This is a genomic window from Vibrio sp. S/42/10 (genome assembly GCF_029890535.1).
GTDB classification, from domain to species: Bacteria; Pseudomonadota; Gammaproteobacteria; order Enterobacterales; family Vibrionaceae; genus Vibrio; species Vibrio cyclitrophicus.
Genome location: NZ_JAKMZC010000015.1, coordinates 111,384 through 137,874 on the forward strand (window position 1 = coordinate 111,384; position 26,491 = coordinate 137,874).

The 26,491-nt window shown below is 43.8% G+C and carries 26 protein-coding genes; 8 read left to right on the plus strand and 18 right to left on the minus strand.

What is annotated here, in order from left to right:
* Positions 1-282: 282 nt before the first annotated feature.
* From L8S15_RS16380 to L8S15_RS16425, 10 genes are all read right to left on the minus strand, one after another.
* Positions 283-642 carry a DUF6559 family protein gene (locus tag L8S15_RS16380; protein WP_102385541.1) on the minus strand — a complete coding sequence of 120 codons (360 nt, stop codon included), beginning with the start codon at positions 640-642 and terminating at the stop codon, positions 283-285.
* 55 nt (positions 643-697) lie between these two features.
* Complete coding sequence (gene btuD / locus L8S15_RS16385; protein WP_102385540.1) at positions 698-1,456, minus strand: vitamin B12 ABC transporter ATP-binding protein BtuD; 759 nt, start codon at positions 1,454-1,456, stop codon at positions 698-700.
* The gene (btuC, locus tag L8S15_RS16390; protein WP_010441197.1) at positions 1,443-2,438 is read right to left on the minus strand and encodes a vitamin B12 ABC transporter permease BtuC; all 996 of its coding nucleotides are present in this window, start codon (positions 2,436-2,438) and stop codon (positions 1,443-1,445) included. Before btuC ends, btuD begins: the two co-directional genes overlap by 14 nt.
* Before the next feature lie 133 nt (positions 2,439-2,571).
* Entirely contained in the window at positions 2,572-3,600 is a 1,029-nt protein-coding gene (locus tag L8S15_RS16395) for a succinylglutamate desuccinylase (RefSeq protein ID WP_010441198.1), read from the minus strand.
* A 271-nt stretch (positions 3,601-3,871) separates the two neighbouring features.
* Entirely contained in the window at positions 3,872-5,668 is a 1,797-nt protein-coding gene (locus L8S15_RS16400) for a M3 family oligoendopeptidase (protein WP_102385539.1), read from the minus strand.
* Positions 5,669-5,766: 98 nt separating this feature from the next.
* The gene (locus L8S15_RS16405) at positions 5,767-6,384 is read right to left on the minus strand and encodes a histidine phosphatase family protein (protein WP_280574206.1); all 618 of its coding nucleotides are present in this window, start codon (positions 6,382-6,384) and stop codon (positions 5,767-5,769) included.
* A gap of 9 nt (positions 6,385-6,393) precedes the next feature.
* Positions 6,394-6,996 carry a bifunctional adenosylcobinamide kinase/adenosylcobinamide-phosphate guanylyltransferase gene (gene cobU / locus L8S15_RS16410; RefSeq protein ID WP_280574208.1) on the minus strand — a complete coding sequence of 201 codons (603 nt, stop codon included), beginning with the start codon at positions 6,994-6,996 and terminating at the stop codon, positions 6,394-6,396.
* 9 nt (positions 6,997-7,005) lie between these two features.
* A complete protein-coding gene (locus L8S15_RS16415) occupies positions 7,006-7,812 on the minus strand; it encodes an adenosylcobinamide-GDP ribazoletransferase (protein WP_280574210.1) in 807 nt (268 codons plus the stop codon).
* On the minus strand, positions 7,812-8,840 hold the full coding sequence (cobT, locus tag L8S15_RS16420) for a nicotinate-nucleotide--dimethylbenzimidazole phosphoribosyltransferase (protein WP_016786190.1): 1,029 nt from the start codon (positions 8,838-8,840) through the stop codon (positions 7,812-7,814). Before cobT ends, L8S15_RS16415 begins: the two co-directional genes overlap by 1 nt.
* 71 nt (positions 8,841-8,911) lie before the next feature.
* Complete coding sequence (locus L8S15_RS16425) at positions 8,912-9,523, minus strand: flavin reductase family protein (protein ID WP_010441206.1); 612 nt, start codon at positions 9,521-9,523, stop codon at positions 8,912-8,914.
* 660 nt (positions 9,524-10,183) lie between these two features.
* On the opposite strand from L8S15_RS16425, the gene L8S15_RS16430 reads away from it, so the two are divergent.
* Both L8S15_RS16430 and L8S15_RS16435 read left to right on the plus strand, forming a co-directional pair.
* Complete coding sequence (locus L8S15_RS16430) at positions 10,184-10,879, plus strand: NAD-dependent epimerase/dehydratase family protein (protein ID WP_016784511.1); 696 nt, start codon at positions 10,184-10,186, stop codon at positions 10,877-10,879.
* 184 nt (positions 10,880-11,063) lie between these two features.
* Positions 11,064-12,437 (plus strand): L-cystine transporter, encoded by a 1,374-nt coding sequence (locus L8S15_RS16435; protein ID WP_010441208.1) that lies wholly within the window; start codon positions 11,064-11,066, stop codon positions 12,435-12,437.
* Positions 12,438-12,547: 110 nt separating this feature from the next.
* Here L8S15_RS16435 and L8S15_RS16440 read toward each other — a convergent pair whose 3' ends face one another.
* Together L8S15_RS16440 and L8S15_RS16445 are read right to left on the minus strand one after the other, a co-directional pair.
* Positions 12,548-12,940, minus strand: a complete 393-nt coding sequence (locus L8S15_RS16440) for a heme-binding protein (protein WP_016768027.1) — start codon at positions 12,938-12,940, stop codon at positions 12,548-12,550.
* A 9-nt stretch (positions 12,941-12,949) separates the two neighbouring features.
* A complete protein-coding gene (locus L8S15_RS16445) occupies positions 12,950-13,960 on the minus strand; it encodes an aldo/keto reductase (RefSeq protein WP_280574219.1) in 1,011 nt (336 codons plus the stop codon).
* Between the two features lie 142 nt (positions 13,961-14,102).
* On the opposite strand from L8S15_RS16445, the gene L8S15_RS16450 reads away from it, so the two are divergent.
* A complete protein-coding gene (locus tag L8S15_RS16450) occupies positions 14,103-14,987 on the plus strand; it encodes a LysR family transcriptional regulator (protein ID WP_016768025.1) in 885 nt (294 codons plus the stop codon).
* A 294-nt stretch (positions 14,988-15,281) separates the two neighbouring features.
* Positions 15,282-15,503 carry a hypothetical protein gene (locus L8S15_RS16455; protein ID WP_010441212.1) on the plus strand — a complete coding sequence of 74 codons (222 nt, stop codon included), beginning with the start codon at positions 15,282-15,284 and terminating at the stop codon, positions 15,501-15,503.
* Between the two features lie 128 nt (positions 15,504-15,631).
* On the opposite strand, the gene L8S15_RS16460 is transcribed toward L8S15_RS16455, so the two are convergent.
* Positions 15,632-16,153: a DUF2058 domain-containing protein gene (locus L8S15_RS16460; RefSeq protein WP_016789524.1), complete on the minus strand. Its 522-nt coding sequence runs from the start codon at positions 16,151-16,153 to the stop codon at positions 15,632-15,634.
* Positions 16,154-16,553: 400 nt separating this feature from the next.
* On the opposite strand from L8S15_RS16460, the gene L8S15_RS16465 reads away from it, so the two are divergent.
* Together L8S15_RS16465 and L8S15_RS16470 are read left to right on the plus strand one after the other, a co-directional pair.
* Entirely contained in the window at positions 16,554-17,888 is a 1,335-nt protein-coding gene (locus tag L8S15_RS16465) for a sphingomyelin phosphodiesterase (RefSeq protein WP_102421278.1), read from the plus strand.
* A gap of 39 nt (positions 17,889-17,927) precedes the next feature.
* A complete protein-coding gene (locus L8S15_RS16470; protein WP_102421277.1) occupies positions 17,928-18,878 on the plus strand; it encodes a chromosome partitioning protein ParA in 951 nt (316 codons plus the stop codon).
* A 4-nt stretch (positions 18,879-18,882) separates the two neighbouring features.
* Here the strand turns inward: L8S15_RS16470 and L8S15_RS16475 are convergent, their stop codons facing one another.
* The gene (locus L8S15_RS16475) at positions 18,883-19,917 is read right to left on the minus strand and encodes an AraC family transcriptional regulator (RefSeq protein WP_016786198.1); all 1,035 of its coding nucleotides are present in this window, start codon (positions 19,915-19,917) and stop codon (positions 18,883-18,885) included.
* 169 nt (positions 19,918-20,086) lie between these two features.
* Here L8S15_RS16475 and L8S15_RS16480 point away from each other — a divergent pair, with 169 nt between their 5' ends.
* On the plus strand, positions 20,087-21,100 hold the full coding sequence (locus tag L8S15_RS16480; protein WP_065100329.1) for a DUF2804 domain-containing protein: 1,014 nt from the start codon (positions 20,087-20,089) through the stop codon (positions 21,098-21,100).
* A gap of 84 nt (positions 21,101-21,184) precedes the next feature.
* Positions 21,185-22,033: a sterol desaturase family protein gene (locus L8S15_RS16485; protein WP_016789522.1), complete on the plus strand. Its 849-nt coding sequence runs from the start codon at positions 21,185-21,187 to the stop codon at positions 22,031-22,033.
* Positions 22,034-22,054: 21 nt separating this feature from the next.
* Here the strand turns inward: L8S15_RS16485 and L8S15_RS16490 are convergent, their stop codons facing one another.
* The 4 genes from L8S15_RS16490 to L8S15_RS16505 form a co-directional block, all read right to left on the minus strand.
* The gene (locus L8S15_RS16490) at positions 22,055-24,511 is read right to left on the minus strand and encodes a carboxypeptidase-like regulatory domain-containing protein (protein ID WP_280574233.1); all 2,457 of its coding nucleotides are present in this window, start codon (positions 24,509-24,511) and stop codon (positions 22,055-22,057) included.
* Positions 24,512-24,639: 128 nt separating this feature from the next.
* Positions 24,640-25,350, minus strand: a complete 711-nt coding sequence (locus L8S15_RS16495; protein ID WP_016794029.1) for a molecular chaperone — start codon at positions 25,348-25,350, stop codon at positions 24,640-24,642.
* Positions 25,347-25,784: a DUF4402 domain-containing protein gene (locus L8S15_RS16500; protein ID WP_016786202.1), complete on the minus strand. Its 438-nt coding sequence runs from the start codon at positions 25,782-25,784 to the stop codon at positions 25,347-25,349. The genes L8S15_RS16495 and L8S15_RS16500 overlap by 4 nt, the downstream gene beginning before the upstream one ends.
* 53 nt (positions 25,785-25,837) lie before the next feature.
* The gene (locus L8S15_RS16505; protein ID WP_010441224.1) at positions 25,838-26,272 is read right to left on the minus strand and encodes a DUF4402 domain-containing protein; all 435 of its coding nucleotides are present in this window, start codon (positions 26,270-26,272) and stop codon (positions 25,838-25,840) included.
* Positions 26,273-26,491 lie beyond the last annotated feature (219 nt).

Genomic DNA, 26,491 nt, shown 5'->3' on the forward strand with positions numbered 1-26,491 from the left:
GAGGGTTTATAGTTTCTGACTTAAAGAACAACGAAAAATATATACGTCAATTATATCAATGACAGCGGGTTTTATACTGATAGGAATCAGAGTCACACAACTCAAACAAAAGCGTTGTAGATAGATGATGTTGCTTCGAATTATGAAATTTCAGTATTCCGTGTTGATAGAGGAAAAACCATCCGAGATGCATAAAAAAGCGACTTAATGATTAAGGAGCTTTGGAGCTAGGCACTAAGTACACTGCACGAGTTGTACACTAGTTCAGCAATAAGAAGAGAGTTAGTAGCGGCTGTTCATACCAAAGCGATGTGACATGTCATCGTCCATACGGCCACCCTTCCAGCCGCCTCCGCCTAAGAGATTGAGCACATCACGCGCGGTGTAATTCTCGCCGCCGAAGAAGTCATTAGACACATCATTACGTAACAGCTGGATAGTGGGAACTAATTCAACATCCAAATCTTGTGAATCATCAAACAAAGCCAATGCGATTTGTTGTTGACGCTTACTCAACTCGCGAGAACTCGTTTCAACTTGTCCAATCGAGAAGAAGTCACGACTTCCATAGCTCTTTACCAACCTTACAGACAGTAGCTTAATGACCTTTTTGATTCGTCGTCTTTGGATGTATCTAAACATATTTGATCCTTTACTCACTCGTCTTTAACCCAATGACCTTTAGCAAACGCCCTCTCTAACCAAATAGCAGATAGGTTTGATTATCTACAGAGATGCTTTTCACTTGCGTATTGAACACCGACTCAAGCTGCTCGGGAGTAAGAACTTGTTCTGCACTACCTGATGCTTGAAGTACACCTTTGTCGAGCAACAACACTTGGTCTGCGTGTCTTAGGGTTCTGTTCAGGTCGTGATTGGCCATGATCACCGCAATGCCCTTCTCTGCCACTCGAACAATCAGCTTGTATAACAAGCCTTCTTGAGCAATATCCAACGGAGCTGCGGGTTCATCGAGGATCAGCAGCTTTGCGTAAGGATTAAGCGTCGGCCAAATTTGCAGGCACATTCCGGCCAAACGTACGCGTTGCCATTCACCTCCAGACAGTGTCTGAATTGAACGATGAAGTTTGTCTGTGATGTCCAACATCTGGCTTATTTCGTCCAAAGCTGCGTTGATTTCAGTATTAAGTCCATGTGATGAACTTGGTAATGAGAGCGCGAGATATTGGAACACTTCTAAGTTGAAGGCAGGCCTTGCGCTTTGACACAGATAAGCACGGTGTAATGATAAGTCTTGTAACGACAACACAGATAAGTCTTGCTCATCGATCTTTATATCGCCTTTGTAACCATCACCAATACCAGATATCGCTTCTAGTAAGGTACTTTTACCGCTGCCATTAGGACCGATGACATGAGTCACCTGCCCTTGCTTGATCTCAAATGATAGCGGTAATAAACGAGCGCCTACGCTCAGGCTCTTAATTTGAATCATGATTTTTGATTAACATCCAAATGAAGATAGGCGCACCGATACTGGTGGTCATCACACCCAAAGGTAATTCTGCAGAATCAAGTAATGTACGCGCACAAATATCAGCAAACACCAGCAGTGCCGCACCAGCAACCGCGGACAAAGGAAGCAGGTATTTGTTGTCAGTACCAATCGCTAAGCGCAACAAGTGTGGCACAACCAAACCAACAAAACTGATCACGCCACCTAAAGCTACTGCGCAGCCGACTAAAATAGAGACAGCGAAGATCAAGCGCCAGCGTAATCTCGGAACGTTAACACCCAATTGCGCAGCATGAGTCTCGCCAATCATCAGCTTATCGAGCTTGCTACCTTGCAGACACAACCAAATAATCACGGGAATCATCACTAAGGTAAGCGAGTGTTGATACCAAGTCACACCACCCAAACTGCCCATTAACCAATACATCAGCAAGCGAAGGCTTAGGTCATCACTAAAATAGAATGCCCATGTCACCATCGCGCCTGAAAGAATGCCTAACGCCACACCCACCAGCAATAATTTGGCCGTGGTCAGTCGCATCGTTTTGACCATGCTCACCAGAATCACGGTGAAACAGAGCGAGCCTAAAACGGCAGCAATCATGAACAGTTCTGGAGTTGGAGCAAACGGTAAGAAGAACAGCACTATCACCATGGCCAAGCTCGCGCCACCGGAAATACCAAGCACGCCGGGTTCGGCTAATACGTTACCGAGTAAGACTTGCAAACTTGCGCCTGAAACGGCTAATCCAGCCCCGATAGCAATAGCAGCCAATAGTCGAGGTAAGCGTAAATCAATCAGTAGTTTTTGTTCTAACGTGGACAAGGTGCCCAGAGGGGAAATGAAGAGATCGCCAACCATTAGGTAAATTGCACTCAGCGCGACAAGCAATGCTGCCATCAAATAAATGGCTCGCGTCCATTTGTGCTGTTTTTGGTGAAGAAGTTGTTGGAAATCCATATCAAGCTACTTTGAAAATGTTCGCGTAACCTTACCTGTATACCCAAATAAACTCAAGGCTCACACCGTAATGTGAACCTTGATATTTCAACCAGTTGAGTAGTTGTTTTAGTCGATTAAATCCGACTGGATATTAATCGTACACAAGCTGACCGTGGTCGAATCGTGTTTCAACTTCGCACACCATTAAGGCCGCTCGTTGACCAATAGCCACGTTGCGATTTGGGAATACCACGGCTTCGTTTTCATTCTTCGCCATCAATGGTTTATCACCATCATGACCGAACACTTCACCGTGCTTAAACGCGGTAAAATTCTCAACGTCATCAGAGAACATGAAATCAAAGTCATCGTGCAAACGAACAATCGTTCGGCTTACGCGATAGGTAATGGTTTTCTTTGGCAAATGCTCTGGTTCTATTTCAGCAATCAGGTTGCGCATCGCCAGGTCAAAAGCAGTGAGCTTATCAAGCTGGTTCTCACCAATTCGCGCGACCTGCCCTAGCTCCATTGTCAGTGCTTGAGCTGCAAAATTTTCAGCACTGTACCAACTGAAGGTGCTGGTTGGTGCGTTCGACAACAACACCGCTTCAACATGCGCGCTATTAATGAAATCAAACAGCTCTTTATTGCGAACTTCGTGTCGAACCTTGGGGCTCACGGCGAACGAATAATGCTTAGACAAGCGGATCGCACAATGCAGATCGAGGTGCCAGCGAGTGGCAGGTTCCGTTTGTTTATAAAACTCAGTCACTAAGAACTTTAAGTTCTTCGCAATATCCACTTCTCGATTGCTCTCGTGCTGTTTTTCATCAAACAGACGATTCATATTCACATCAAGAAAACGGGTATGCGCGTTGGTTGCTTCAGGGTGAGCGATGATAAACAAGCATCTCGCGTTCACTTCCTGAAAGCCTGTTTCGATATCCTCAATGAGCTTATCGATAAGCTCCATTGGAGAGGTTTCGTCGCCATGAACACCTGTTGAAAAGATGATGTTTTTGGTTTCAGAATTGTACTCTGCGGGAATCACTTCCAATACACCGCGTTGATGAAGCTTAATTTGAACACCGTTACTCAGTACGGTCTGTCCTGCAACCACTTCTTGCTCAAGATCTAGGCTGTCAAAAAGAAATGATTGGCGAAAGAGGGTCTTCGTCATGCGCTACTCCTTAATTGCACGGCCGTATGTTAATAAATTGTACATAGAAATTGTGTTGCTAGGATCGCACTTATCAACAGAAACTCCGTTATCACTCACAAATACTGCCCATATATTTTAGATTTCTTGCTTATCAACAAACCGACGTCTGTTCCAAATAATGATTTTTTAATTCTGTTCTAGATGATCATTTTAAGTTTAGTCATTTCAGCAAGATAAGAGCCACGTAAGCTAACACAGCTCTTACCCGCGATGAACAGATTGAGATCAATTAATCTTTCTGATTCAGCAATCTTTCAAATTCATCGATTTGAACTTTGACCATGTCGATGCTTTGTTGCCAAAAATCAGCTTGAGTCAGGTCCATTCCTAAGTGCTTCTGAACGACTTCTTCCGCCATCATGCTGCCCGTATCACGAAGCAACGACACGTAATCGCCGTAGAATTGCTCACCTTTCGCATCGCGCTGAGCGTAAACACCTTTACTGAACAGATAACCGAACAGGTATGGATAGTTATAAAAGCTCACTTGAGAGATGCTGAAGTGCAGCTTACTTGCCCAGAAGTAAGGGTCGGCTTCTGTCATTGCATCGCCGTACCACTCTTTCCAAGTCGTCTCCATCAGGTCACACAGCTGCTGAGCCGTGAGTTCGCCTTTTTCACGCTGCTCGTAGAAGGCTTTCTCAAACTCAAAACGAACGGGAATGTTCACCATTAATGCCAAAGAAGAAGAAAGCTCTTCCCACAGCATTTCCAATTTTTCATTTCGTGTTTGTGCTTGCTTCAACAAGTGGTCACGAACAATATTCTCAGCAAAGATCGAAGCGGTTTCAGCAAGTGTCATTGGGTAACGAGTTTGACACAATGGCATGTCTTTCATTACCCAGTTATGGAAAGCGTGGCCCAATTCATGAGCTAGTGTCATTAAATTTGAGCGACTACCACTCCAAGTCATGAAAACTAATGGCGTGCGAGTGGCTGCAAACTTAGTACAGTACGCACCTAGGCGTTTGTTCGCAGCAGGCGCGGCATCAATCCAACCGTTCTCAACCATTAATGCGACAAAATCAGACATCTCTGGATTGACTTCAGAGAAAGCCGTTTTGATCACTTCGATCGCTTCATCAAATGGGTAAACTTTAGATTTATTGTCACCCAGTGGTGGCATCGCGGCTAAATGGTTCCAAGGTTTCATTTCATCCAAGCCGTGAACTCTTGCCATCAACAAACCTGCTTTCTGACCAACAGCTCGATTGGCTTTTGCCACCGACATCATGGTATCTAGCGTTTCTGGTACAATGCGGCTTCCATGCAGGCTTGGATCAAGGAAATGCACATCGCTAATTTTCGAACGCTTTTTGTTTTCCGTCAGTCGCCAACCTGCCAATGCATTTAGAATCGAAGCAAATGACTCTTGATGCGTTTTCATTGCGCCTTGAACAGCACGCCATGCCGTTTCTTGTTTGTCGAACTCGCTGCCATACAACAAACTCGCCGCTTGTGAAAAACCTAGAGTTTCATCTTCGCCGTCCAGCTTTAGTGACAGTTTTAAAGAACCCGTCAGGTTATCGTATAAACGCCCCCATGCATCGCGGCCATCGACTTTCATTGCGGCTAGCAACTGCTCTTCAGCTACACTCAGTCTACTACTTGCAAGTTTACGAGAGCTTTCAATCGCAAACCCTTGCCCTGCTACATCAGCACTATCATGCTCTAAAACGGCATTGATAAATTCCGGCTCAGCATGAATTAACGTATCTTCATAAGGGCTGAACGCTTGAGACATCTCAGAGTTCAGTTTCGCGACACGACCAAGCAATGCTTTCGCTTCAGTATGTGTTGCGTCTACCGATGCGTGACAGTTAGCAAACGTGTTGATGGTGCTAAGTAACGTACCTGCCGCTTCTGACGTTTGAATCGCGTTTTGCATCGCTAGAATGATGTGGCGCTTTTCAACATGCACATACAAAAGTTCAATACACTGCTGAATGAGTTCAATATCTTGTTCTATCTTCGCATCATCCAGATCGCGATAAGCGATGCTTAGATCCCAACTAGGTGTTGTCATGACAAAATTCCTTTCACGTAAATAGCGATTGTAAGCATCGCTTTATACTTCTAATATTTTTAATAAATTGTTAATTATTAAACTATGTTTCTGAACACTCAGAGAACTGGTAGCCCTATCGACTTTACGCTGACAAAGCTCTGTGCAAACTGAGTGATTTGAATATGGGTTATCGAGGCATTCTCAATCGATAGCTTCGAATACAAACTCGGGTTTTTCCAATCAATATCGAGACAATGTGCCAAGATCATTCGGATCACACCACCATGGGTAACGAGTAATAGATTGTCACTTTCATTGGTCAGAAGTTGCGACCAACCTTGGGTAACCCTGTCATGGAAGTTCTGTAAACTTTCAGCGCCAGACAGCTGATGGTTTGCGGGATCTTGCCAGAAAGTTTCTAACTTTGCCCATTTATCATCAAGCTCATCGAACGCAACACCATCGACTTCACCAAAGTTCATTTCCTGAAATTCAGGCTCAATCGACAGAGGCAAAGCCATACATTTCGCATATAAGTTGGCTAAGTCGCTGCATCGTCTCAATGGCGAAGTGACAACGCAATCCAGAAAGAGGTTTTGCTCAATCAGCGACTCACAAATACGTTGTTGTATTTCAGTCTGAACCAACACGTCAGAGAAACCATTGAGCGCGGCTTTGCCTTCGACCTTGCCGTGTCTGAGCAAATAGATATTTTTGATGGCTCCGTTTTCCATGAACTCGACCTAACCTTCGGAATGTATAGAGTGGATTGACGGTTTTAAGTTCAACGGCAACCCTGCTGCAATCAATGTAACTCGCTCAACAACACGAGCCAGTGATTGATTCATGCGCCCTGCGTTGTCCACAAATAAACGCGACACTTTGCCCAACGGCACGACACCAAGCCCCACTTCGTTTGAAACCATGATAATTTGCGCCGGGCTTTGCTCTACGCTTTTGACCAATACTTCAACCACAGCTTCAACCTGTTCATTAGTTGCGTCATCACCCAATTCAAAGATGATGTTGTTCAGCCACAAGGTTAGGCAATCAATCAGCACCACATCATCTTGGTCAAAAGACTCCAGTTTTTCAGCTAACTCAACGGGCACTTCATGCTCAATCCACTGATTACCACGACGTTGTTGATGGTGCGCTATTCGCTCTCGCATTTCGTCATCAAGATACGTCGCTGTCGCAATATAATTGAGGCGTCCATTTGAACATGCTTCAAGCGCACATAATGCTTGTTGCTCTGCAAAACTCGACTTACCAGAACGAGCTCCACCCAATACCAGGTGGCTGTTTCGCTGGCTTGTTTGATTAGTTTGATTCATGTTAGTCATAGGAAGCCGTTATAGAAAACCATTGTAAAATGCAGCAATGAATACAAGGTAAATCAGTAACTCCATCAACTGTTGAGCTGCACCCAAGCAGTCACCAGTAAAGCCACCAATTCGAGCCGTTAACCACTTTTTGAAACCTGTTCTGAACAGATAAGCAACGACAGATAAAATCAAAGCGAATTCAAGACCAAACCACAGGCTAGGTAATACGCCTACAAGCAAGAGAGAAACGAGCTCGCCCTTAGTTTGCTTGTTGGCCAATGGCTTGCTTTTACTGGTATCCAAATCGCTAACATAAGGCATGTCGTAAATCAGCGATGCAGCAATCGCACGGCTAAAGGTGTAGCTCGTCACAATGACCAAAAACAATCCAGTCATGCTGACGAGTTCATTGAGCAGAACCCACTTGCCAAGCAGAGCCATGATCAGCGCAGACGCGCCGTATGTACCGATGCGGCTATCTTTCATGATGGTTAATCGGCGTTCAAGCGTCATTCCACCACCAATGCCATCCGCCATATCGGTTAGACCATCTTCATGAAAAGCCCCCGTCAACATCAAGCTAAAACTCATCATCAAAAAGATGGCCACTGCACTCGGCAGTATGTCATCGAGTAGCAAGAACACACCGCCACACAGAACACCAAGTAACAAACCAACCGTTGAAAAGTAGCGTCCAGAGCGGTTCATTCGCTCTGATGAATAGGGAGTATTCTTCGGCATAGGCAAACGAGAAAAGAAGCCCATCGCCAATGTAAAAAGCTCCCACTGATAAGTAGCTCGATCTTTTAATGATCTTTCTGGTGCATCACTCATTAAACCGTGACTCCAGCACTTTCGAAGCTCGCCATGTTGTTATAGAACTCAGCTGCCGCACGAATAATTGGCATAGCCAGTGCAGCGCCTGTGCCCTCGCCCAATCTCAATCCAAGATCGAGCAGTGGCTCAGCGTCTAGCAGCTCTAACAAAATTTTGTGCCCCGATTCTTCAGAGCGATGCGCAAAGATCATGTAATCACGACAATTCGGGTCAATTAGGGTCGCGACATACGCAGCGACTGATACGATAAAGCCATCGACCAACACAGGGGTTTTGTTTTGGTACGCGCCAAGGAAAGCACCGACCATTTGAACTATCTCAAAGCCGCCTACTTGAGCAAGTACTTCTTTAGGATCTAAACCTTTGCAACGAGCAACACCTTGTTTCACAACCACTTTCTTGTGTTCCAGTTGTTCACAGCTAATCCCTGTACCTAAACCAACGCACTCCTGCGTGGGGCGATTAGCTAATGCACTCAAAATCGCTGACGCACTGCTGGTATTGCCAATGCCCATTTCACCAAACATGATGATATTAGTGCCATTCGAAATGGTTCTAGAAGCAAGCTCTGCACCCAATTCAATCCCACGTTCCATCGTTTCTAAACTCATTGCCGCTTCGTTGGCAAAGTTATTGGTTCCCGTACCCAAGCGCTGTGAAATTAACATGTCGCTATCGGATTCGACTGGTAACAAAATCCCAGTATCCACCACCGTAATATCGATGTTGTTCACCGCGCAAAAGCAATTAATCGCTGCGCCGCCGTTTAAGAAATTCAACACCATCTGTTGTGTGACAGCACTTGGGGCAATACTCACGCCTTCGTCAGCAATGCCATGGTCGCCAGCAAATATGATGATACTTGGCTTGTTCAATTCGATGTGTTCAACCGCAGCTTCTTTGCCTTGGCTCTGAATCAATGCCAGTTGATGTGCAACCTTTTCTAGTAGGCCAAGCGCACCGAGTGGCTTGGTTTTTTGGTCAATGCGATGTTGGATGTAGTGCGAGTGTTTGGTATCTAACATAAATTGAGGAGTACTTAAATTTAAGAAAACGAGTTTGAGAGCGCTTATTCTGCTTGAGCTAAATGGGTAAACTATTTAGGGCGAGCGACAGAGAACACATTGGAAAGCGTGGCGTATTCACCCCCGCCCAATCGAGATAAAGGATCCAGTGCTAACGCATCGATCTTAAGACGCTCACTGTCTTTGTCGATGACATCCTCCGATATATACACGGCCTCAACTTGAGCAAAGATAAGGCTTTGTGGCACCTCTCCAACTTCTTTTACTTCGTACAAGGTGCAGCCAAAAGCGACCGCGCACTCTTTTACTCTCGGTAAAGAAAAGCCATCAAATTCAACCAACTCGATATTATTCGCAGTCACTTCTGATTCACCATGATCAAGTGTGGCCGCTGTTGCTGTTATTGCTTCTGCAGAGCTTGCTGATGCTATATGAATGACAAGCTTACCTGTTTCGAGCGAATTGCGAGTCGTATCCTTAATCTCACCACTTGGCTTCTTACCAACGGACAGCATTAATAAAGGCGGGTTGCTCGATACTGGAGTGAAATAAGAGAAAGGCGCTAAGTTGAACTCTTGTTCTGAAGATTCCGTCAATGCCCACGCAATAGGGCGAGGAACAACGGTTTGTGTCATCAGGTGATAAATCTGAGTGGGAGCAAGAGTATCAAGCTTGAGGTTCATAGCACGTCCTTGTCTATGTGAAATTCAAATCAGTTTACGTGTTAAAAAGAGTCGTATCTATGGCTATCTGGCAGAAAATGCAGAGAGTGTTCTTTATTTGAACAAATACACCTCATTATTTCTCAAATTGAGAATCAAAAAGACATAAAAGTAACACTAAGCAACCACTTAAAAGAAAAATCAATAACTTACGTTTTGGCACCGATTATGCTTTAAATAAAGTAACTTATTAACCTCTCTCCGTTGGTAAGTTAACAACAAAGTAAGTTAAGCAATAAGGTAACAAGTATCAAAAGTGATTGCCCTCACTAAGAAACAAAAATCGACTGCTAAACAACAGACACAAAGAAAGAGATAAAGATTTAGGAGGTGTAATGTTCGTAAACCAAAGCAAAAAAAAACCAATTAAATCAAAGAAGAAAAACAGTAAAAAGGTGAAGAAACTCCCACTAGCCTTCACCTAGAAAGTGAAAAGCCCGTTGCCCAGCGGGCTTTTCGCTGTTTGGTGCTTTATTTCCAAACATCCAGTGACCAACACCTGTCACTCTTCACCATCACTGGATTACTTTGCCGCCATCATTGTTTTGTGTAAGTTTTGTTCGCTTAAAATTCAAACACTGTTTATATTAAACAAGCACTTGCAAAGCGTTAAGGATAGCTATGAGTATTTCTGGAGACAAAACATCGGTCGTAGTGGCTGGAGCAACTGGGCTAATTGGACATCATGTCATGACGTTACTTATCGACGAGCCCGCGGTCGAAAAAATCTATGCCTTATCCCGAAGAGCATTAGATTCGCAGTTCAGTTCCCAAAAACTCCGTACTCTTATTCACAGTGACTTGCAGATAACGAGCTGGGATGACGCAAAAACAACTCCAACACTTGGCGTTATCTGTTTAGGCACCACCAAGAAAAAGGCCGGGTCAAAAGAAGCGCTACGTAAAGTAGATGTTGAATTAGTCAGCCAGGTTGCTCAATCGATGAAATTTCTGGGCGTTCAAAGAGTCGCAGTAGTCTCCAGCTACGGCGCTTCAATTGATTCCTATTCACACTACCTTCGTTGCAAAGGGCAAATGGAACAGAACTTAAAACGAATTGGTTTTAAACAACTATTTATTGCTCGTCCAGGGCCACTTGTTGGTGAAAGAGATGAACCCAGAGCTGACGAAAAGCTTCTGCAACGTGTTTTCCCTCTCCTCTCTCCCTTTATGTTTGGTAAGTTCAAAAACCTGCGCCCTATTCAATCGAAAGATGTTGCTCAAGCCATGTTGTTCAGATTATTCGAAAATAACTTCCAAAATGTAGAAATTTACTCGTCAAGTAACATGCTCAATTTATTGGCAAAATATCGCTAAAAAGCTCACCTATTCACCACAATGTTGAATATCCACTCATCTTATTAGGTGGATATTACTAATTGTTCTATTAAATTACTTTTCCTTATTTTACGTTTTATAACAGAACGTTATTTTAGCGGCAGTACTTGCACCTATACATCCAGGTGCCTAATTGATTTAGAGCTATTCATAAGGAAAGCAAATGTCATTTTCAGCTATCGCTGCATTAGCGGTATTCACGGGTATCCTCTTTTTTCTCTACGGACAACAAAGAAAAGAAAACACGTTATCGCGTTTAGTTCTATTCGGTTTAGTCTTCGGTAGTGCTTTTGGTCTTGGCCTTCAGCTTCTATTTGGCGAAGGTAATCCGGTAATCAAAGAAACTTTAGACTGGGTAAACATTGTTGGTCGCGGTTACGTTGGCCTACTGAAAATGGTGATCATGCCATTGGTATTAGTTTCAATGATTGCGGCAGTCGTGAAACTTGAAAAAGGCGGTTCGCTAGGCAAGATATCTGGTATCACGATCTCTGTATTGTTAGCAACAACAGCGATTTCTGCGATTGTGGGTATTGCGGTCGCTCAAGCATTCGGCCTTTCGGCTGAAGGCTTAACAGAAGGTGCTCGTGAGACAGCTCGTATTGCAACACTAGAAAGCCGCATGGGAAGTGTTTCAGACCTAACTATTCCACAAATGCTGGTTAGTTTCATTCCGACTAACCCGTTTGCAGATCTAACGGGCGCTCGCTCTACGTCTATCATTGCGGTTGTTATCTTCGGCGTTCTAACAGGTATTGCTGCTCGTAAAGTAATGGCTGAGAAAGAAGAGCTAGAATCACCGATCCGTACTTTCGTTGACGCTGCGCAATCTATCGTTATGCGCTTAGTTAAGATGATTATGGCACTCACGCCATACGGCATCGCTGCGTTAATGGCGAAAGTTGTAGCAACATCAAGCGCTTCTGACATCCTAAGCTTACTGGGCTTCATCGTTGCTTCTTACGTCGCAATCATCCTGATGTTTGTTGTCCACGGTGTGTTGGTTTCTTTTGTTGGCGTAAACCCGAAGGAGTACTTCCAAAAAATCTGGCCAGTACTAACGTTCGCTTTCACATCACGTAGTTCTGCTGCAACGATTCCACTTAACGTTGATGCTCAAATCACTAAGCTAAATGTGCCACCAGCGATTGCTAACCTGTCTGCAACGTTCGGCGCGACGATTGGACAGAATGGTTGTGCGGGTATTTACCCTGCAATGCTAGCAGTAATGGTTGCGCCAACAGTCGGAATCGACCCAATGGACATCAACTTCATTCTGTCTCTGATTGCGATTATTACGGTGAGCTCATTCGGTATCGCGGGTGTGGGTGGCGGTGCAACGTTCGCGGCGCTTATCGTATTACCAGCGATGGGCCTTCCTGTAACTATCGCGGCACTGCTTATCTCTATCGAGCCACTTATCGATATGGCACGTACAGCGCTTAACGTATCTGGTGCAATGACAGCCGGTACAATCACCAGCCGCCTATTAGGTAAGAAGGACAAGCAACAAGATCTGGAACAAGCGAACGCTTAATAGGTTCGATTGATTCATTAACTTGAGTCTCGTTAAACAAAAAACCGATGCCCACACATCGGTTTTTTATTATCTGTCTTTTATCAGAGTCACTTTGTAAACGGCAGAACTTAAAGCAACAACTGAATCACTTTCTCAGCCAGTGCTTCATCGTCATCTTCACTCAATCCACTGATACCAATAGCGCCAATCACCTGCCCCTTTATCTCAATGGGAACACCACCTTTAAAGCCAGTGATCTTTGGGTCGGTCCAGTAACTTAAGTCTTTACCAGTTTCTCTCGCCCAAGCGCCTAAGTTACCGCTTGGCTGCCTGTCTCTTGCAGACGTGTAAGCTTTGTTCTGTGCTAACAATCCGGCTTGTACACTCACATTATCCGTGCGAATAAACGCCAGTAACTCACCATGCGTATCACACACGCTCACCGCGATTGCTTGTTGATTATGCTCTGCAATGTTGAGAGCGCTAGACATCAATTGCTTTACGAGCTTTTGATTCAACATACTCATTCCTTAAGGCAGTGCTTGACCACGCGAATACACGTATAAGTTGTACCACTCTTCACGAGACAGATTTATCTGAGTCGCTACTGCCGAAGCTTTGATTCGCTCTAAATTAGTCGTGCCAATAACAGGCTGAATACTTGAGGGATGACGAAGCAAAAATGCCAACACAATCGCTTCACTTTCTACGCCATATTGGTTCGCTAACTGAGCTACGTAATGCGCGGTCTTTTTCACGTTGTCATGTTCTGAATACAAACCTTGCTCAGCAAATCGACCTTGCGCCAAGCAGCCCCACGCTTGTAATTGAATCCCCTTCATTTGGCAATGCTCAAGTGTACCTGCAGCAAAATCAGATTGATGGTGACCTTGCGAGTTGATCATCACACCATCATTCAACCAATCCAATTTAGCTAAACTCATCTCAATTTGGTTTGCGACAATGGGTTGCCCAAGCGCAGATTGCAGGTACTGAATTTGGTGGCTGTTCATGTTAGAGACACCGAAGAAATCGACCTTTCCCTGAGCTTTCAGGTTCTCAAGCATTCTTGCCAACTCATCGAGTTCCATGAGCGGATCAGGGCGATGCAAAAGCAACACGTCGAGCTTTTCAATATTCAATCGGTTGAGAATACCGTCTACCGATTGGCTTACCCAATCTGCCGAGAAATCATAGCGACCAACATTGCCCTCGCCTTCAAAACGAATACCACATTTAGATTGAATGAATATCTGATCACGTAATTCAGGGGCTTGTTGCAGTGCTTGACCAAAAGCTTGCTCTGCTTTGCTGAAGGTATAAATGTCTGCATGGTCGAACAGATTGATCCCTGACTCTAATGCTGTGTCGATTACGCGGCGTGTTTGCGCTGCATCAGCCGCCGTTACTGGATTATCATTCCAGCCACCACCTAATCCCATGCAGCCGTAGGCAACCTGCCCGACATTCGGTAGATAGTTTGATAACGGAATGCTCTTTTTATCATTCGTTTTATTTGTAGATTCAATGCTGTTCGTCATACCTGATCTCGCTTTGAAGATTTGATGCCAATAAATATGCCTCTATCATATTGTTCTTTTTAGAAAACAGAATATGCTATTTACGAAATGATTGTTTTATATGGCGAACAATGGAACTAACCAGTTTTGAAGGCATACACACATGAACGAGCACAAGAGAATAGAACGACTGATCCTATTTGTAGAACTTGCTCAGCAACTTAACTTTACCAAAGCAGCCGAAAAGCTCGGTATCTCTAAGAGCTACCTTTCTGAGCAGATCAAACGTTTAGAGAATGATTTACAGTGCCCTCTTTTGGTCAGAACCACGCGCAGTGTTCGTTTAACCCAAGAAGGCGTACGCGCGTTACAACAAGGCTTAACGATTCGTTCTCAAGTGTTGCAGCTTGAACGTAGCGTTTCAGAGCAGCATGACATCGTAAAAGGTCTATTGCGTCTCACCGCGCCAAAGATGTTTACTGAGGTATATCTATTCGATATCTGCCAACAGTTTAGGCAGCAATATCCAGAGATCCGTTTTGAGATAAATAGCAGCTACACCAACTTTAATCTCAACCAAGATGATATCGATATCGCGTTTCGTGCCACCAATACCCCACCAGACAACATGGTGGCAAAACATTTGATTAGCTATCAGCATGATTTAGTCGCTACGCCCGGTTATCTTGATCAATTTGGTCGTCCAACCAATGTAAGTGACTTAAGTGATCATCAATGCTTAGCAACGCTGCACCAAACCGAGTGGCCTTTAAAATCAGCAAATATTGATGTGTCCGGTTGGCTTTCAAGTAATGACAATCACTTACTTAAGCAACAAGCCATGGTAGGAAGCGGTATTATTCGTATTGCGAGTTACTACGTTGCGAAAGAGGTTGAGCTTGGAGAGTTAGAGCGCGTGCTGCCTAATGAATGTCTGCCACAAGGCAATAGTATTTACCTGTTCTATCCGCAAGTTATTTATCCGGCAAAGAAACACCAAGTGTTCGTTAAATTTGTTCAGAATTACTTTGAAAGCTTAAGTCGATAAAATGATGCACAGCTCACTAGGGCTTGTTGGTTTCATCTGGCCAACATATTCGTCGTAGCGAGCTCTACTTCAACCTCTTCGGCTGAATGTTATACCAGTGAAAGCCGACTATATGGCCGATCCACTTTCTATTCTTAGTTCGTTTTATTATTTCTTGGTCTTACATTAATACCTAAATATTCACTCTACGAATCGTTTTTTATTGACTTAAAAATGAAATCATAACGACACACTAATTTGCGTAACTTAGGGTGCAAATAGGCAATCATATTACAGTGCCTATCAGGAGGATGTATGAAACCAAATCGATCTACGGTACTCACTGGACATGTAAAGCACTGCCCATGCTGTTCTACCGAACTGGTCATTAAAGACCACATTCATGTTTGCCCGCGCAATGAAATTGGCGACTGTTACTTCGATGGCTATGACCAACACGAGCAACGTGCTAATACCGATTTCATCGATCATGCAAGTACCAATGATAGCCTTGTTTACGGCATGTCAGAGCATTAAGTGTTAGTCCACATTTGCTTAAGTCATTTCGCGCCAAAAAAAATGCAGCGACAATCGAGTGATTGTTCGCTGCATTCTTAGATCCTGTAAACTTAGCTAGCCATTAGAATGGAGCTAGGTAAAACGGATTACCACATTAGATCATCTGGGATCACAAAGTCTTTGTACGGGTCGTCTTCGTCTACTTCATCTGTGCTACCTGCCTGCGTATCAACGATAGATTCTTCGTCGCGCATAGCAATCTTGTTCGCTACTACTGTTGGAATAACAACATAGCTCTCGCCTTGACGAGCAATACTTAGAATGCCTTTACTTAGTTGCTTTTGAGTCAGCTCTTCTACGTAAAGGTATTTAACTAGCGTACCGTCGGTGAAGTTGTATTTGATCTCACCGTTCTTCTGTTCGATCTTGTTCATCTCAATCAGTTGCTTCACTTGAGCTTTAATTTCTTTGCTCAACTGCTGTTCTTTCAACTGTTGGTTTAGCTCTTTGTCTTTCGCTTGCTGCGCCAGTTTAGTTTCTTCTGCTGCCGCTTTTGCTTCACGAGACTGAACGCGAGACTTTTTAGAGCCTTTTTTCGCCTTCTTTAATTTTTTCTCATTTACCAAGCCAGCTTTAAGCATTTGCTCTTGGAGTGTTAACTTTGCCATGACTTTCCCAGTTCAGGATTAAAAACGACACTATCATACCTGTTTTTGAGGAATCTGTTTACTGAACAATGGCAAAATTTTTGCTGGTAGAGCAAGGCGGTTAGCGTTATTCCTTATCGTGATTCACAGCATCCATTTCTGGTTATTTACCGACCTATGATTTCCACAAAAACACCCACTAGTGACTTACCCTCATACCCAATCCTTCCTCTATTTTTTAGCGTGCGCGCGTATCACTTATCATTCAGGCGAAGCAATATGTTAATTTTCAATGAGTAATATAATTTATAAAACCATGGCATATATCTAATATTTGGGTAATTCCCATAGAGTTATAACTCCAATGTCACAACTCTTTACTACGTTATTCTTTAAACCAATCAGTAAGGATAACGTAAAAATGAAAACTCAATGGGCTTGCCTTAGTGCAATACTTGCATCTGCTTCATTCATTTCAACCTCGGCTATTGCAGATACCGATGTGTACCTGACCAATAACACTAGCCAAGCAATGACGATTCAAACCAATCACACAGGTACCGACCAGCTTCAATTCGGTGATGAGTGGCAACAGCATGTTGAACAGATTGGCCCTTGGGAGACGAAGAAGCTGATCAGTTTCAATCGCTGGACTGGTGTGAAATCTGGGAAGACCTACGAGTTTGACACTGTAGTATCGAACGCTGTGGGAGAAAGTGTCACGCTCAACCAAACCATGAAAGGTCATTGGTACAACTCGACACTGCAACATGGTTTAAGTGCCGCAGACGTCAACCTAACGCTGCATGACGATCGTAATATTCATCGCAGCACAACCGATGCATTCGGGGTCAATGCAGAGCTTGCACTTAAAGCCGATTCTACGGCGCGCTACGATGATATTTATTACACCATCACCCCACCCAAAGTAGATGAGCAACCAGATCCGGATGCCAATACACTCAAAGTCATGACCTACAACATCTGGGCGCTACCTGCCATCGCTTCTCACATCGGTGATCGTTACGACCTCATTCCTCAATACGTTAAGGGCTACGACGTGTTAGCGCTTCAAGAAGTGTTTGCCAACGGACGAGATGAGTTCCTGCGTGAACTAGCAAAAGAGTATCCTTATCAAACCAAGATGCTCAATAAAGATGGCATCAACATCTATGACGGCGGCGTGATCATTGTGAGCCGTTACCCTATCGTCAATGAAGCGCAATACGTGTTCCCTGATTGTACAGGCACAGATTGCTTCGCTGACAAAGGCGTGAATTACGCTGAAGTCATCAAAAATGGTCAGGCTTACCACGTGTTTGGCACTCACACGGCATCATTCGATACGGACACGGCTCGTGACTACCGACAGCGCCAATTTAAACAAATGCGTCAGCTTGCTCAATCACTGGAAATACCAACTTCAGAAACGGTTATTTACAGTGGTGACTTCAACGTGAACAAGCTGAAGTTCCCAGGCGACTACCAGCAGATGTTCGCTAACCTACAAGCCGCTGAGCCGGAGTATTCAGGTTATACCGCTTCAACCTTTGATCCTCGCATCAATAACTTTGCTGGCGAACCTATGTCTGGCGGGGAAAATGTTGAATACTTGGATTACGTGGTGGTGAGTTCGGAGTACGCGCAAAAAGCTCACAACAATAACCGCGTTGATGTTCCTCGCTCTACAAGCAGTGAATTATGGAAGCACTACAACCTTTCAGACCACTTCCCTGTCAGTGCTGTCATCAAGTAGCGCGGTAAACGGATAATGCATCGAGTTATATTAACCCTAATGCTCGTCGCTGTGACGAGCATTGTTGGCTATTCATGGTCATCAAAATCGATTGAAGCATCGCAATCTTCTGTCCAACACACAGAAGCAAAAAAGCACGTTTCTAAAACGACTGATGACAATAGTCCCCCATCAAAGACAGCAAGCTTTTCAGACAATACCGTTTCGCAAGGAAAACAAGTCCAAGCTGAAAACCTTCACGGAAAAGCGTATGCAGAAGACCTAATTGAACTTGAAGGTAAGGTGCTGCTTGATGAGCTCGATGAGTTTTGGACGCTTTGCCAACAAGTGGGCAATTGCACTGAACAACTCGCGCAGTTGAAATCTGAATTACCGATAGAATGGTTTGAACTATTGAGTGATTACCCGAAGCTCTCTGCTGATTGGCAAGTAAGGGAAAGTACGATTCCGCTCGAATCCATAGAAACTCTTGAAGAGCGTGTTGCCCTATTCAAACAATCTGCACAGCAAGTATGGGGAGAGTTGGCCCACCAGCTATTCGCAGACCAGTTTGCACATCTAGATTTTACGCTCGACGCAAACACCCTTAAAGAAAACGAAGCGAGCCAGTTTTTGGCCAACTATCAAGATTTACTTAGTGAATGGCAAAACAATACGGGCACATTAAACGCCGAGACAGCGCTTCAAAAATATGAACTGGCAGTCTCTTTGATACCCAGCAGCTATAGCCCTGCTGAAATAGTTTCACTCAAAGCCGACCTTCAAGAGACCTACTTAGATGAAATGCAAGCCAGCAACATTACCGCAAGAGAACACCAAGTCGCGAAACAGCAACAAACAGTGATGACTTACCACGAGCAACTGGATCAGCTCAAAGCGACCTTAGACTCTCAGCGTTCCTCAAGTTATGCCACTTGGACTCAACAAGATTGGGACAGTTACTATCAGCAGCAAGTATCCGATTTCAGGGAGCAATTTTTTAGCAAGTAACGCTTTAACTTAAACCGTCACGAAACTGCGCAGGTGTTTTATTGAGCCAACCTTTAAACGCCCTTCTGAAGTTTGCAGGGTCGCTATAACCGAGCCTTTCACCGATGTCATCAATGCTCATGGTTGTACCGAGCAATAGTTCTTTAGCGAGTTCCACTCGAACTTCGGTAAGCAATATTTGATAACTGGAATCATGGGTCACTAGCTCTCGCCTGAGCGTGCGAGAGCTACACCCAAATTCGTCAGCGAGTTGTTCAATATTCGGGAAACTGCCTGCAGTTTGATAAAAAATCGTTTTGATCTGGTTAGTCAGCAGATGCTCAGAGTCCAGCGTTTCCACTATCGACTGGCAAGACGCGAGATAGCGCTTCAGTGTCGCAGCATCATGAGTCAATAAGGTTTGTGATAAAACCGAGACATCAAAACGCAGTTCACAATAGTTTTGCTCAAAAATCACCGGGCACTGGAAGCGGTTGTCATAAAGCTTGGTGTAATTGGGACGAGCGTAAGGCAAAGCCAAAGTATGAATATCCAACTCATGACCAGTCAGTTCTTTGAACAAAGAGACGATTGAACTTAAGAAGTACTCACTACAGAAAGGAAGGAGATCACCCACTTCCAAGGTGTTCTCAATCTGAATCACAGCTTGCTCGGAATCTAGAAACAATTTAACCGAGAAGATAGGCCCATTCAGGCGCAAATACTTGAAGCCCGACTTGATGGCCTCCCCGACATTTTGACTGGTTGATAGCGCATAACCCAACACACCAAAGTGACTTAGACTTGCATGCTCTCCCAACCAAAGACCTAGACCATCGTGAGGAAAACTCTGATTAGCCGCGCTAAACAACGCAAGTTTATCAGCGTAAGTCAGCTTTCCATTCGGGTCTCGCCAATCCATGGCTTCCAAACCCACATCCATGAGTAGCTTTTCAATATCGATACCTCGTTGCTCTAAGGTATTCAACAGTAGCGCGATATCTAATGTGCCCAACTGATGCCGATGTCCGGTTGGCTTATACTCCGCGATAATCTCCAATCGTCTCTCCTTATATCTAACCCATTCCCATAAGCATGACTACTCAGCTTCAACAACACTGCTGACAAAATCGTGATTGGTAACGTGCTCTTGTCCGAATATGACCTCCCAATTCTACGCTACTCATCGCACAATGGTTTTAATTGTTAAATTTATGTGAACCATCGCAATGATAAAAACGAACCCTGCGCCACACAGTTTGATTGATTCTAATGGTCAGCCGATCATTGGACATTTCGATGGCATCCCAAAACAACTGAACATCGAGAACTTTGACTACCGAAGCTCGATGGATTCAAAAGCAGCTCCTTGGCAGAGGCACTTCCACTACAAGCAATTCCAGTTTGTCAGTATCGTCACCGACACACACATTATTGGTGTCGCTATCGCAGATATTCGCTACTTAGGCTCGGCATTTTGTTACCTGTACGATATCGAGAGTAACAAACTAGAAGAGTGTTCATGGTTACGACCGCTGGGGTTTGATAAACACGTAACGCCTTCACCATTTGAAGGAAAGACAAGCATTGCCGGCCAAAGCATTGCTTTCGATATCAAAGGCAAACAATGGCGAGTTCGCTTGAATACCAAGCTCATCAAGGCCGATGTCACTTTAGACCCTAAAATCGACAGCTTACCTATGGCGATGTGCAGCCCAACGGGTTATTCAGGTTGGACTTACACCCAAAAGCACAATGCTGTGCGAATAATCGGCGACATCCAAATCAAGGGCACATCATTAAACCTCACGCAAGCTCTTGCTGGGTATGACTTTTCAGCAGGCTACATGAGGCGTGAAACCAGTTGGCGCTGGGCAAGCATCAACACTCAATCCAATGGCACTGATATTGGCCTGAACCTCGCAGCGGGCGTCAATGAAACTGGAGGCTGCGAAAACGTATTGTGGGTAAATGGAACCAGACACTTACTTAACCCGGTACAGTTTACGTTTAGTCGCCAAGATACAAACTTTCCTTGGCAGATAACATCACAAGATGGACGTATAAACCTGATCTTTACGCCCTTAAATAACCGCAGCGAAAAGCTCAATTTATGGCTGTTAAAGAGTAACTTTCGTCAGTTCATTGGTCACTTTTCTGGCTCAATTCAAGACAACGACGGCATAACTCATCAACTCGATGGCGTTCTTGGCCTAACGGAAGATCACTTTGCTCGCTGGTAAGCCTCTACCTAAAAAATAATACGCTAAACCAATTCATCAACTCAGTCAGACATTACACAACTATCGCGCCACAAGGATTAGCGAATGGACATCGACTCATTGATCAATCACCCAGAATGGCTGCTGTTAGTATTGGCGCCCTTGTTCGTAATCTGTATGTTGGCCGAATATTTCATTGGTCAGAAACAAGGCCGATTACCGAGCAATTCTCAATACAAACTGCCAGAAGTGATGTGTAATTTCGTGTTAGCAGGCATGCATCAACTCTCCGACTTATTAACTGGTTTATTCGTGGTTCAGCTGTATCTTTGGCTATTCGGCTGGCGCTTAATGGACATTGAGATGGGCGTGCTGAGTTTTGTTGTATTGATGGTGTTACAAGATTTTTTCTATTACTGGTTCCATAGATCAAGTCATCGTATTCGCTGGATGTGGGCCGCGCACGTCGCACACCACAGTTCAGAAAAAATGAACTTTAGCACAGCTTTTCGTCAGAGTTTGATGTACCCATTCGCAGGCATGTGGCTATTTTGGGTACCGCTCGTCATCATAGGTTTCGACCCTAGATGGGTGATCTTTGTGGTGCTTCTGAATTTAGGTTTGCAGTTCTTCGTCCATACACAATGGATACGAAGCTTGGGGCCACTTGAATACATCTTTAACACCCCTTCGCATCATCGAGTACATCACGGCAAAAACCCGCAATACATCGATAAGAACTACGCTGGCGTTTTGATCATTTGGGATAAGTTGTTTAGTACGTTCGAACCTGAAGTTGAAACTGTACGTTACGGCGTCACTAAATCAGTAAACAGTTTTAACCCGATAGTGGTTACCTTTCAAGAATGGAAGGTTATATTCAAAGATTTGAGGAGCCGAAAGTTGACCATGAAACAAAAAATCCAATTGATACTCTCACCTCCTTCAGACTAATCAAAGCGATCGGATTCGGATTTAGTACACCTTATGAAAATCAATTAGGTTGAATGTGAGGTCACTTACCCAGAAATCTCCGTTCAAGTCGGCGCCTTGCACGTATCGCTTGTCTCCCATTTCTAAAGTCACAATGTATTTGCCCGCGATGAGCCCCTCTACCATGTAAAAGCCATCACTCTCAATTTCGCTCGAATACTCAGTGCCTTTCTGAATGTGTTTAAAGTGCAGATAAGCATTGTTTTCTATGTCGCCTTCTACTGTGCCATCGACACCAAATGACACCACCATTTCAATGTGTGCATGAGTCAGGCCTACCTGTTTGGTATTCACAAATACAGGGTTTTGTATTGGCGTTAGGTTCAAGTCAAGCGCTCCCTCATCTATGTAGATAGGTAGACTATCTCTGGCTGGGACGCTGGTGAATTCAAATCGGCCTTTTGCGTCACTGACTGCTCGTTGATCCAAGATTTGTAGGCTTACCCCTTGTATGGGCTGTTTGTGGTGATCGTAAACAATCCCAGTTAGCTTTGAATGATTGTACTTATTCCACCCAACAAACTCTCCGATGTTCTCATCAAAATAGGTTTTCGCGCCAAATTCAGTGGTCATTTCTACGCCGTATCTGTCTTCATTTCCTTCTAACTTGAACACGAAATAAGGATTCACACGTGCTTCTACCGAAGCCGTAAACGAGATATCCTGCTTTTGATACCGGGCTGATACGTTAGTGGTGAGTTCTTGGAAAACATTAAGCGGATCCAATACACATTCTTTGCAGGCATTCCTTAGAGAGAGTTCCGTGCGTTCATGGTGACCAGACCCATTGACCGTTCCTGACACATTCCACGACGTGTCTGAAAAACCACTTTTGGCCAAACCAATGGTGTGTAAATAGTCATCTTGATGAGAAGCCTTGGTGTAGCGATAATCACCTGAATATGACAGAAACAGATTGCGCGAGACCTTGGAATTCAGTTTCGGCTCAACACTCAATTCATCTTCGTCGTTTCTCACTGTTAGAAATGCCGTAATGTTGGCAAGAGACAGATTATATTTGAACACATCGTATTCCATCGACTCCAAGTCCAACTCGTCAGTTTTATTGAGTTCAATAGAGGCAGACTGGTCGCTGCCCAGCAAAACATCAAACTCCATTGGAAAACGATTAAAGTCCGGCAGCCAACCAATATGGCCCGCAAACCAATGTGTTGGTAAGTATCGCCCCTGCAAACCGATAAGATCTTTTCCATCTTGCCTAATAAAAGCACTGCCCACCGTGAAGTAATCAGCCAAACCATATTCCAGTGACACTGCACCCGCTCGGTCGGCCCCTTCGTTACCAACCACTTCAACGCCCCACTCATTACTAGGCAAGAATGCATCTTCTAAACCCGCGACCGTAATCTCTTCTTCTCTCCACACACCTTTGGACAAGTAATAGCGGAACTTAATAGTGTCGCCAGGGGAAATATTGTCTTCTTCGACAACAAAACGTCCAAATTCATCAGAGCGATAGGTGTTTTGATAAATTCCGTTTACCAGTACATCGATACTGATATTCGGTTCAGTCGTACGCTCTAATTGCAGGTTACCAAACTCCAACTGACGCTTTCTATTGGTGTAGTAAAGACCATCTTCTAGGGTTTGATTAACGGTAAAAACACTGCCATCTAACAGCACATGCCCTACTTCTAATGACCCTTCGCCGTCATGCGCTTCTACCGCGATATTGTAATAAACGACAGGGTTATCTTCGCGAGTATCGATTGATAACCGCGACAAGGAATGTTCAGTCGTTAATAGAGTGTCAGAGATAGCGTAAACGTCGGTGCCTGTCTCACTGTCCTGATAAACAGAGGTAGCAAATCGAGCCGCTAACCCCACACTAGCCAGTGGTTCAATAGCAGGGATATTACCAACCTGTTTTAAGGCTTCTGCTTTTTGTCGAGACTCGCTCTTTATCTTAGAGATGACAGCTTCGAGCTCAGTCAGTGAACTGAATTCAGGAGTAACAGTAAGGCGATAATCATCAATGTCCCAACGGACTTTAGCAGGGATACAGGCTTGTAAACTGTACCAATGTATATAGGTTTTCGAGTCAATCACTTCGTATTTGATCGTCTGGATATTATTGTCATCTCGATAACAGATGGCTTGTTGGGTATCCACGATATAAGGCGGTGATTCTCTTCCTACATCTTGCGGTAAGTAGATTTCACAGTACCCGCTTTCATCACACTGGCCATTCATTTCTAACAAATAAAAGGCCGCATTGGAGATCGAGATAAACGGCTCTTCGTAGTCATCCATCATTACGCGATAAAAACTGTCACCCACTCTCCCGACTCGAACTTCAATGTGCGCGGGGTAAAGTTCGCTTGCATCATCACTAGGTGATGACTGTGCACCTAAAGGTAACAAAGACAAGAATAAAGAGAGCGACAAGAGAACTTGCCAGACCATGTGTTTGAACATTCTGTTTTACACGATTCGCTATTACGACACAGGATCTGGTTGGAACGATATCAACCGCACAAATGCCAAAAACACAAATGTCACAAACACAGACGTTAACAGCATACGCGGCACCAAGAATGCAAACATTACAAAATGCATTCGTGCAGCGACTGATCGTCTTGAAGCAAAGACACCTTGGATCCTATAGGGAAAGATTTCGTTAGCTCAGCATTACGCAGCAACACCAATTTTTCGCTGTGATCATCGACATTCAACTTAGCATTGAACTGAAAGTTACCATCGTTGCGAATGGTAAGGCTCTGGTTTTCACAAGTAAACTTTACGTCTTGTATCTGCTTACCTTTCTGCACATAAACAGGCACGTAGCTGTTTATGTGAAAGTTAAGCTGGAATGCTGACCCATTATTGGATTGGCCCTTAGCCGACAAATCCAATTCAGATAACTCTTTCGCCTTTGCGATAGGAGAAAACCACAAGTAAGCACGGTACTCGCCGTCAGGCATATCATCAGGAAGCGCGTTCATACGCAGACGAACTGTACGTCTTTGATTAGGTTTTAGCTCTCGAATAATAGGTGGTGACACCTTGATCCAATTGGCGATATTTTCAGACTCCGTCACGTTTGCATCGGTTCGTACCAAGCCAGTGGCCTTAATTGGACGATAGATCGGTTTAATCTCAAGACGAATGGGTTGATCAGAATTGTTTTCAACCACGATTTTTTCCGTCACAGATGTATCAGCATCTAAAACAAAACGAGTTGGCGCGATAAGGAGTTGGGCATGAGCTTGAGCACAGAAGAGTAAGCCGAGGACACATGAGATGAACAACTTCATTTATAATTAACCTCAAAAGGGATAGTACTGGTGTAAATGCCAGCAGGATGATTAGCGCCAATTTTCACTTTTGCACCAATACACAGTAATTTGCTTCTTCCGTTACTTTGGATTTTTGCTCTACCTCGTTTTGATAAACCACAACCAAAATAAAACTTTCGAATACGGAGACGTTTAGATTTACGTGAGTGATTGAGGTATTGTTTAGACGGGAGAGATACCACAATTTTCTTGCCTGGTTCTCCTTCAGCGTAAAAACGCACCACATAGACCTGACCATTGGCTGGATTTGCATCTGCATTTTGTCCTGATCCAGAGATATACATACCCGGAAATTTCACTTCCATATTTTCAGGAATAATTTCTAAAGCATGAAATGGACTTGAATAAATAATTAGGCCAATACAGGCAACGTATTTTAAAAAAAAGTTCATAGTAAAAACGGCTGATAAGTAACAGCCGTAAGTATTAGACTTGTTTTATATAATTACTGGTAAGTTACATCAACTGCAACGTTTGCAGTATAAGTACCAGCAACTAATGTCGCACTTGAAGTACGAGCTGTACCGCCAATTTTAAGATCCGCAGAACCACCGGTTAGAGTGATTGCATTATTAAAGTCAAATTCAGCTGCGATTGTATTTGCACCGTTAGCCAAGTTTGTATCAGAAATACTAACGGTCACTGCATCACCAGACTCTCCAGAAAGAGTAAACGCTGCCGCCCCTGCATCTGCTTGAGCAATAACAACATCCGTTGTGTTATCTGAAGTGATGACACCAAAATCAAGATCACTTGTTTTTATCATTGTAATTGCTTGTTTTACTTCGAGTGTTGCATCAAAAGTGTCACTTACCGCGAAAACGTTCGCAGAAGAGATAGAAAGTGCAGATACAGCAACAACCTTAAAAACTTTGTTCATTTTTTTAATCCTTTATATAAAATTGACTTATTTTCAGAGTCACTTAACCATTAATAAAGTTAACAATTAAGTAACATCTAATCCTATTTAGAAAGCGTAAACATTGACACTTATTTATAAACAAATGAGGAACAGTGAGAATAAGATCACGCAAATTGATATAAATAACATTAGTGAAATTACTGATATTAGAGTATTTGTGTTAATCATATATAAAAC

Excerpts from the sequence above, each read along its gene's own strand:
- L8S15_RS16380 (WP_102385541.1), bottom strand. The coding sequence starts at position 642 with ATGTTTAGATACATCCAAAGACGACGAATCAAAAAGGTCATTAAGCTA.
- btuD (WP_102385540.1), bottom strand. The coding sequence starts at position 1,456 with ATGATTCAAATTAAGAGCCTGAGCGTAGGCGCTCGTTTATTACCGCTA.
- btuC (WP_010441197.1), bottom strand. The coding sequence starts at position 2,438 with ATGGATTTCCAACAACTTCTTCACCAAAAACAGCACAAATGGACGCGA.
- L8S15_RS16395 (WP_010441198.1), bottom strand. The coding sequence starts at position 3,600 with ATGACGAAGACCCTCTTTCGCCAATCATTTCTTTTTGACAGCCTAGAT.
- L8S15_RS16400 (WP_102385539.1), bottom strand. The coding sequence starts at position 5,668 with ATGACAACACCTAGTTGGGATCTAAGCATCGCTTATCGCGATCTGGAT.
- L8S15_RS16405 (WP_280574206.1), bottom strand. The coding sequence starts at position 6,384 with ATGGAAAACGGAGCCATCAAAAATATCTATTTGCTCAGACACGGCAAG.
- cobU (WP_280574208.1), bottom strand. The coding sequence starts at position 6,996 with ATGACTAACATGAATCAAACTAATCAAACAAGCCAGCGAAACAGCCAC.
- L8S15_RS16415 (WP_280574210.1), bottom strand. The coding sequence starts at position 7,812 with ATGAGTGATGCACCAGAAAGATCATTAAAAGATCGAGCTACTTATCAG.
- cobT (WP_016786190.1), bottom strand. The coding sequence starts at position 8,840 with ATGTTAGATACCAAACACTCGCACTACATCCAACATCGCATTGACCAA.
- L8S15_RS16425 (WP_010441206.1), bottom strand. The coding sequence starts at position 9,523 with ATGAACCTCAAGCTTGATACTCTTGCTCCCACTCAGATTTATCACCTG.
- L8S15_RS16430 (WP_016784511.1), top strand. The coding sequence starts at position 10,184 with ATGAGTATTTCTGGAGACAAAACATCGGTCGTAGTGGCTGGAGCAACT.
- L8S15_RS16435 (WP_010441208.1), top strand. The coding sequence starts at position 11,064 with ATGTCATTTTCAGCTATCGCTGCATTAGCGGTATTCACGGGTATCCTC.
- L8S15_RS16440 (WP_016768027.1), bottom strand. The coding sequence starts at position 12,940 with ATGTTGAATCAAAAGCTCGTAAAGCAATTGATGTCTAGCGCTCTCAAC.
- L8S15_RS16445 (WP_280574219.1), bottom strand. The coding sequence starts at position 13,960 with ATGACGAACAGCATTGAATCTACAAATAAAACGAATGATAAAAAGAGC.
- L8S15_RS16450 (WP_016768025.1), top strand. The coding sequence starts at position 14,103 with ATGAACGAGCACAAGAGAATAGAACGACTGATCCTATTTGTAGAACTT.
- L8S15_RS16455 (WP_010441212.1), top strand. The coding sequence starts at position 15,282 with ATGAAACCAAATCGATCTACGGTACTCACTGGACATGTAAAGCACTGC.
- L8S15_RS16460 (WP_016789524.1), bottom strand. The coding sequence starts at position 16,153 with ATGGCAAAGTTAACACTCCAAGAGCAAATGCTTAAAGCTGGCTTGGTA.
- L8S15_RS16465 (WP_102421278.1), top strand. The coding sequence starts at position 16,554 with ATGAAAACTCAATGGGCTTGCCTTAGTGCAATACTTGCATCTGCTTCA.
- L8S15_RS16470 (WP_102421277.1), top strand. The coding sequence starts at position 17,928 with ATGCTCGTCGCTGTGACGAGCATTGTTGGCTATTCATGGTCATCAAAA.
- L8S15_RS16480 (WP_065100329.1), top strand. The coding sequence starts at position 20,087 with ATGATAAAAACGAACCCTGCGCCACACAGTTTGATTGATTCTAATGGT.
- L8S15_RS16485 (WP_016789522.1), top strand. The coding sequence starts at position 21,185 with ATGGACATCGACTCATTGATCAATCACCCAGAATGGCTGCTGTTAGTA.
- L8S15_RS16490 (WP_280574233.1), bottom strand. The coding sequence starts at position 24,511 with ATGTTCAAACACATGGTCTGGCAAGTTCTCTTGTCGCTCTCTTTATTC.
- L8S15_RS16495 (WP_016794029.1), bottom strand. The coding sequence starts at position 25,350 with ATGAAGTTGTTCATCTCATGTGTCCTCGGCTTACTCTTCTGTGCTCAA.
- L8S15_RS16500 (WP_016786202.1), bottom strand. The coding sequence starts at position 25,784 with ATGAACTTTTTTTTAAAATACGTTGCCTGTATTGGCCTAATTATTTAT.
- L8S15_RS16505 (WP_010441224.1), bottom strand. The coding sequence starts at position 26,272 with ATGAACAAAGTTTTTAAGGTTGTTGCTGTATCTGCACTTTCTATCTCT.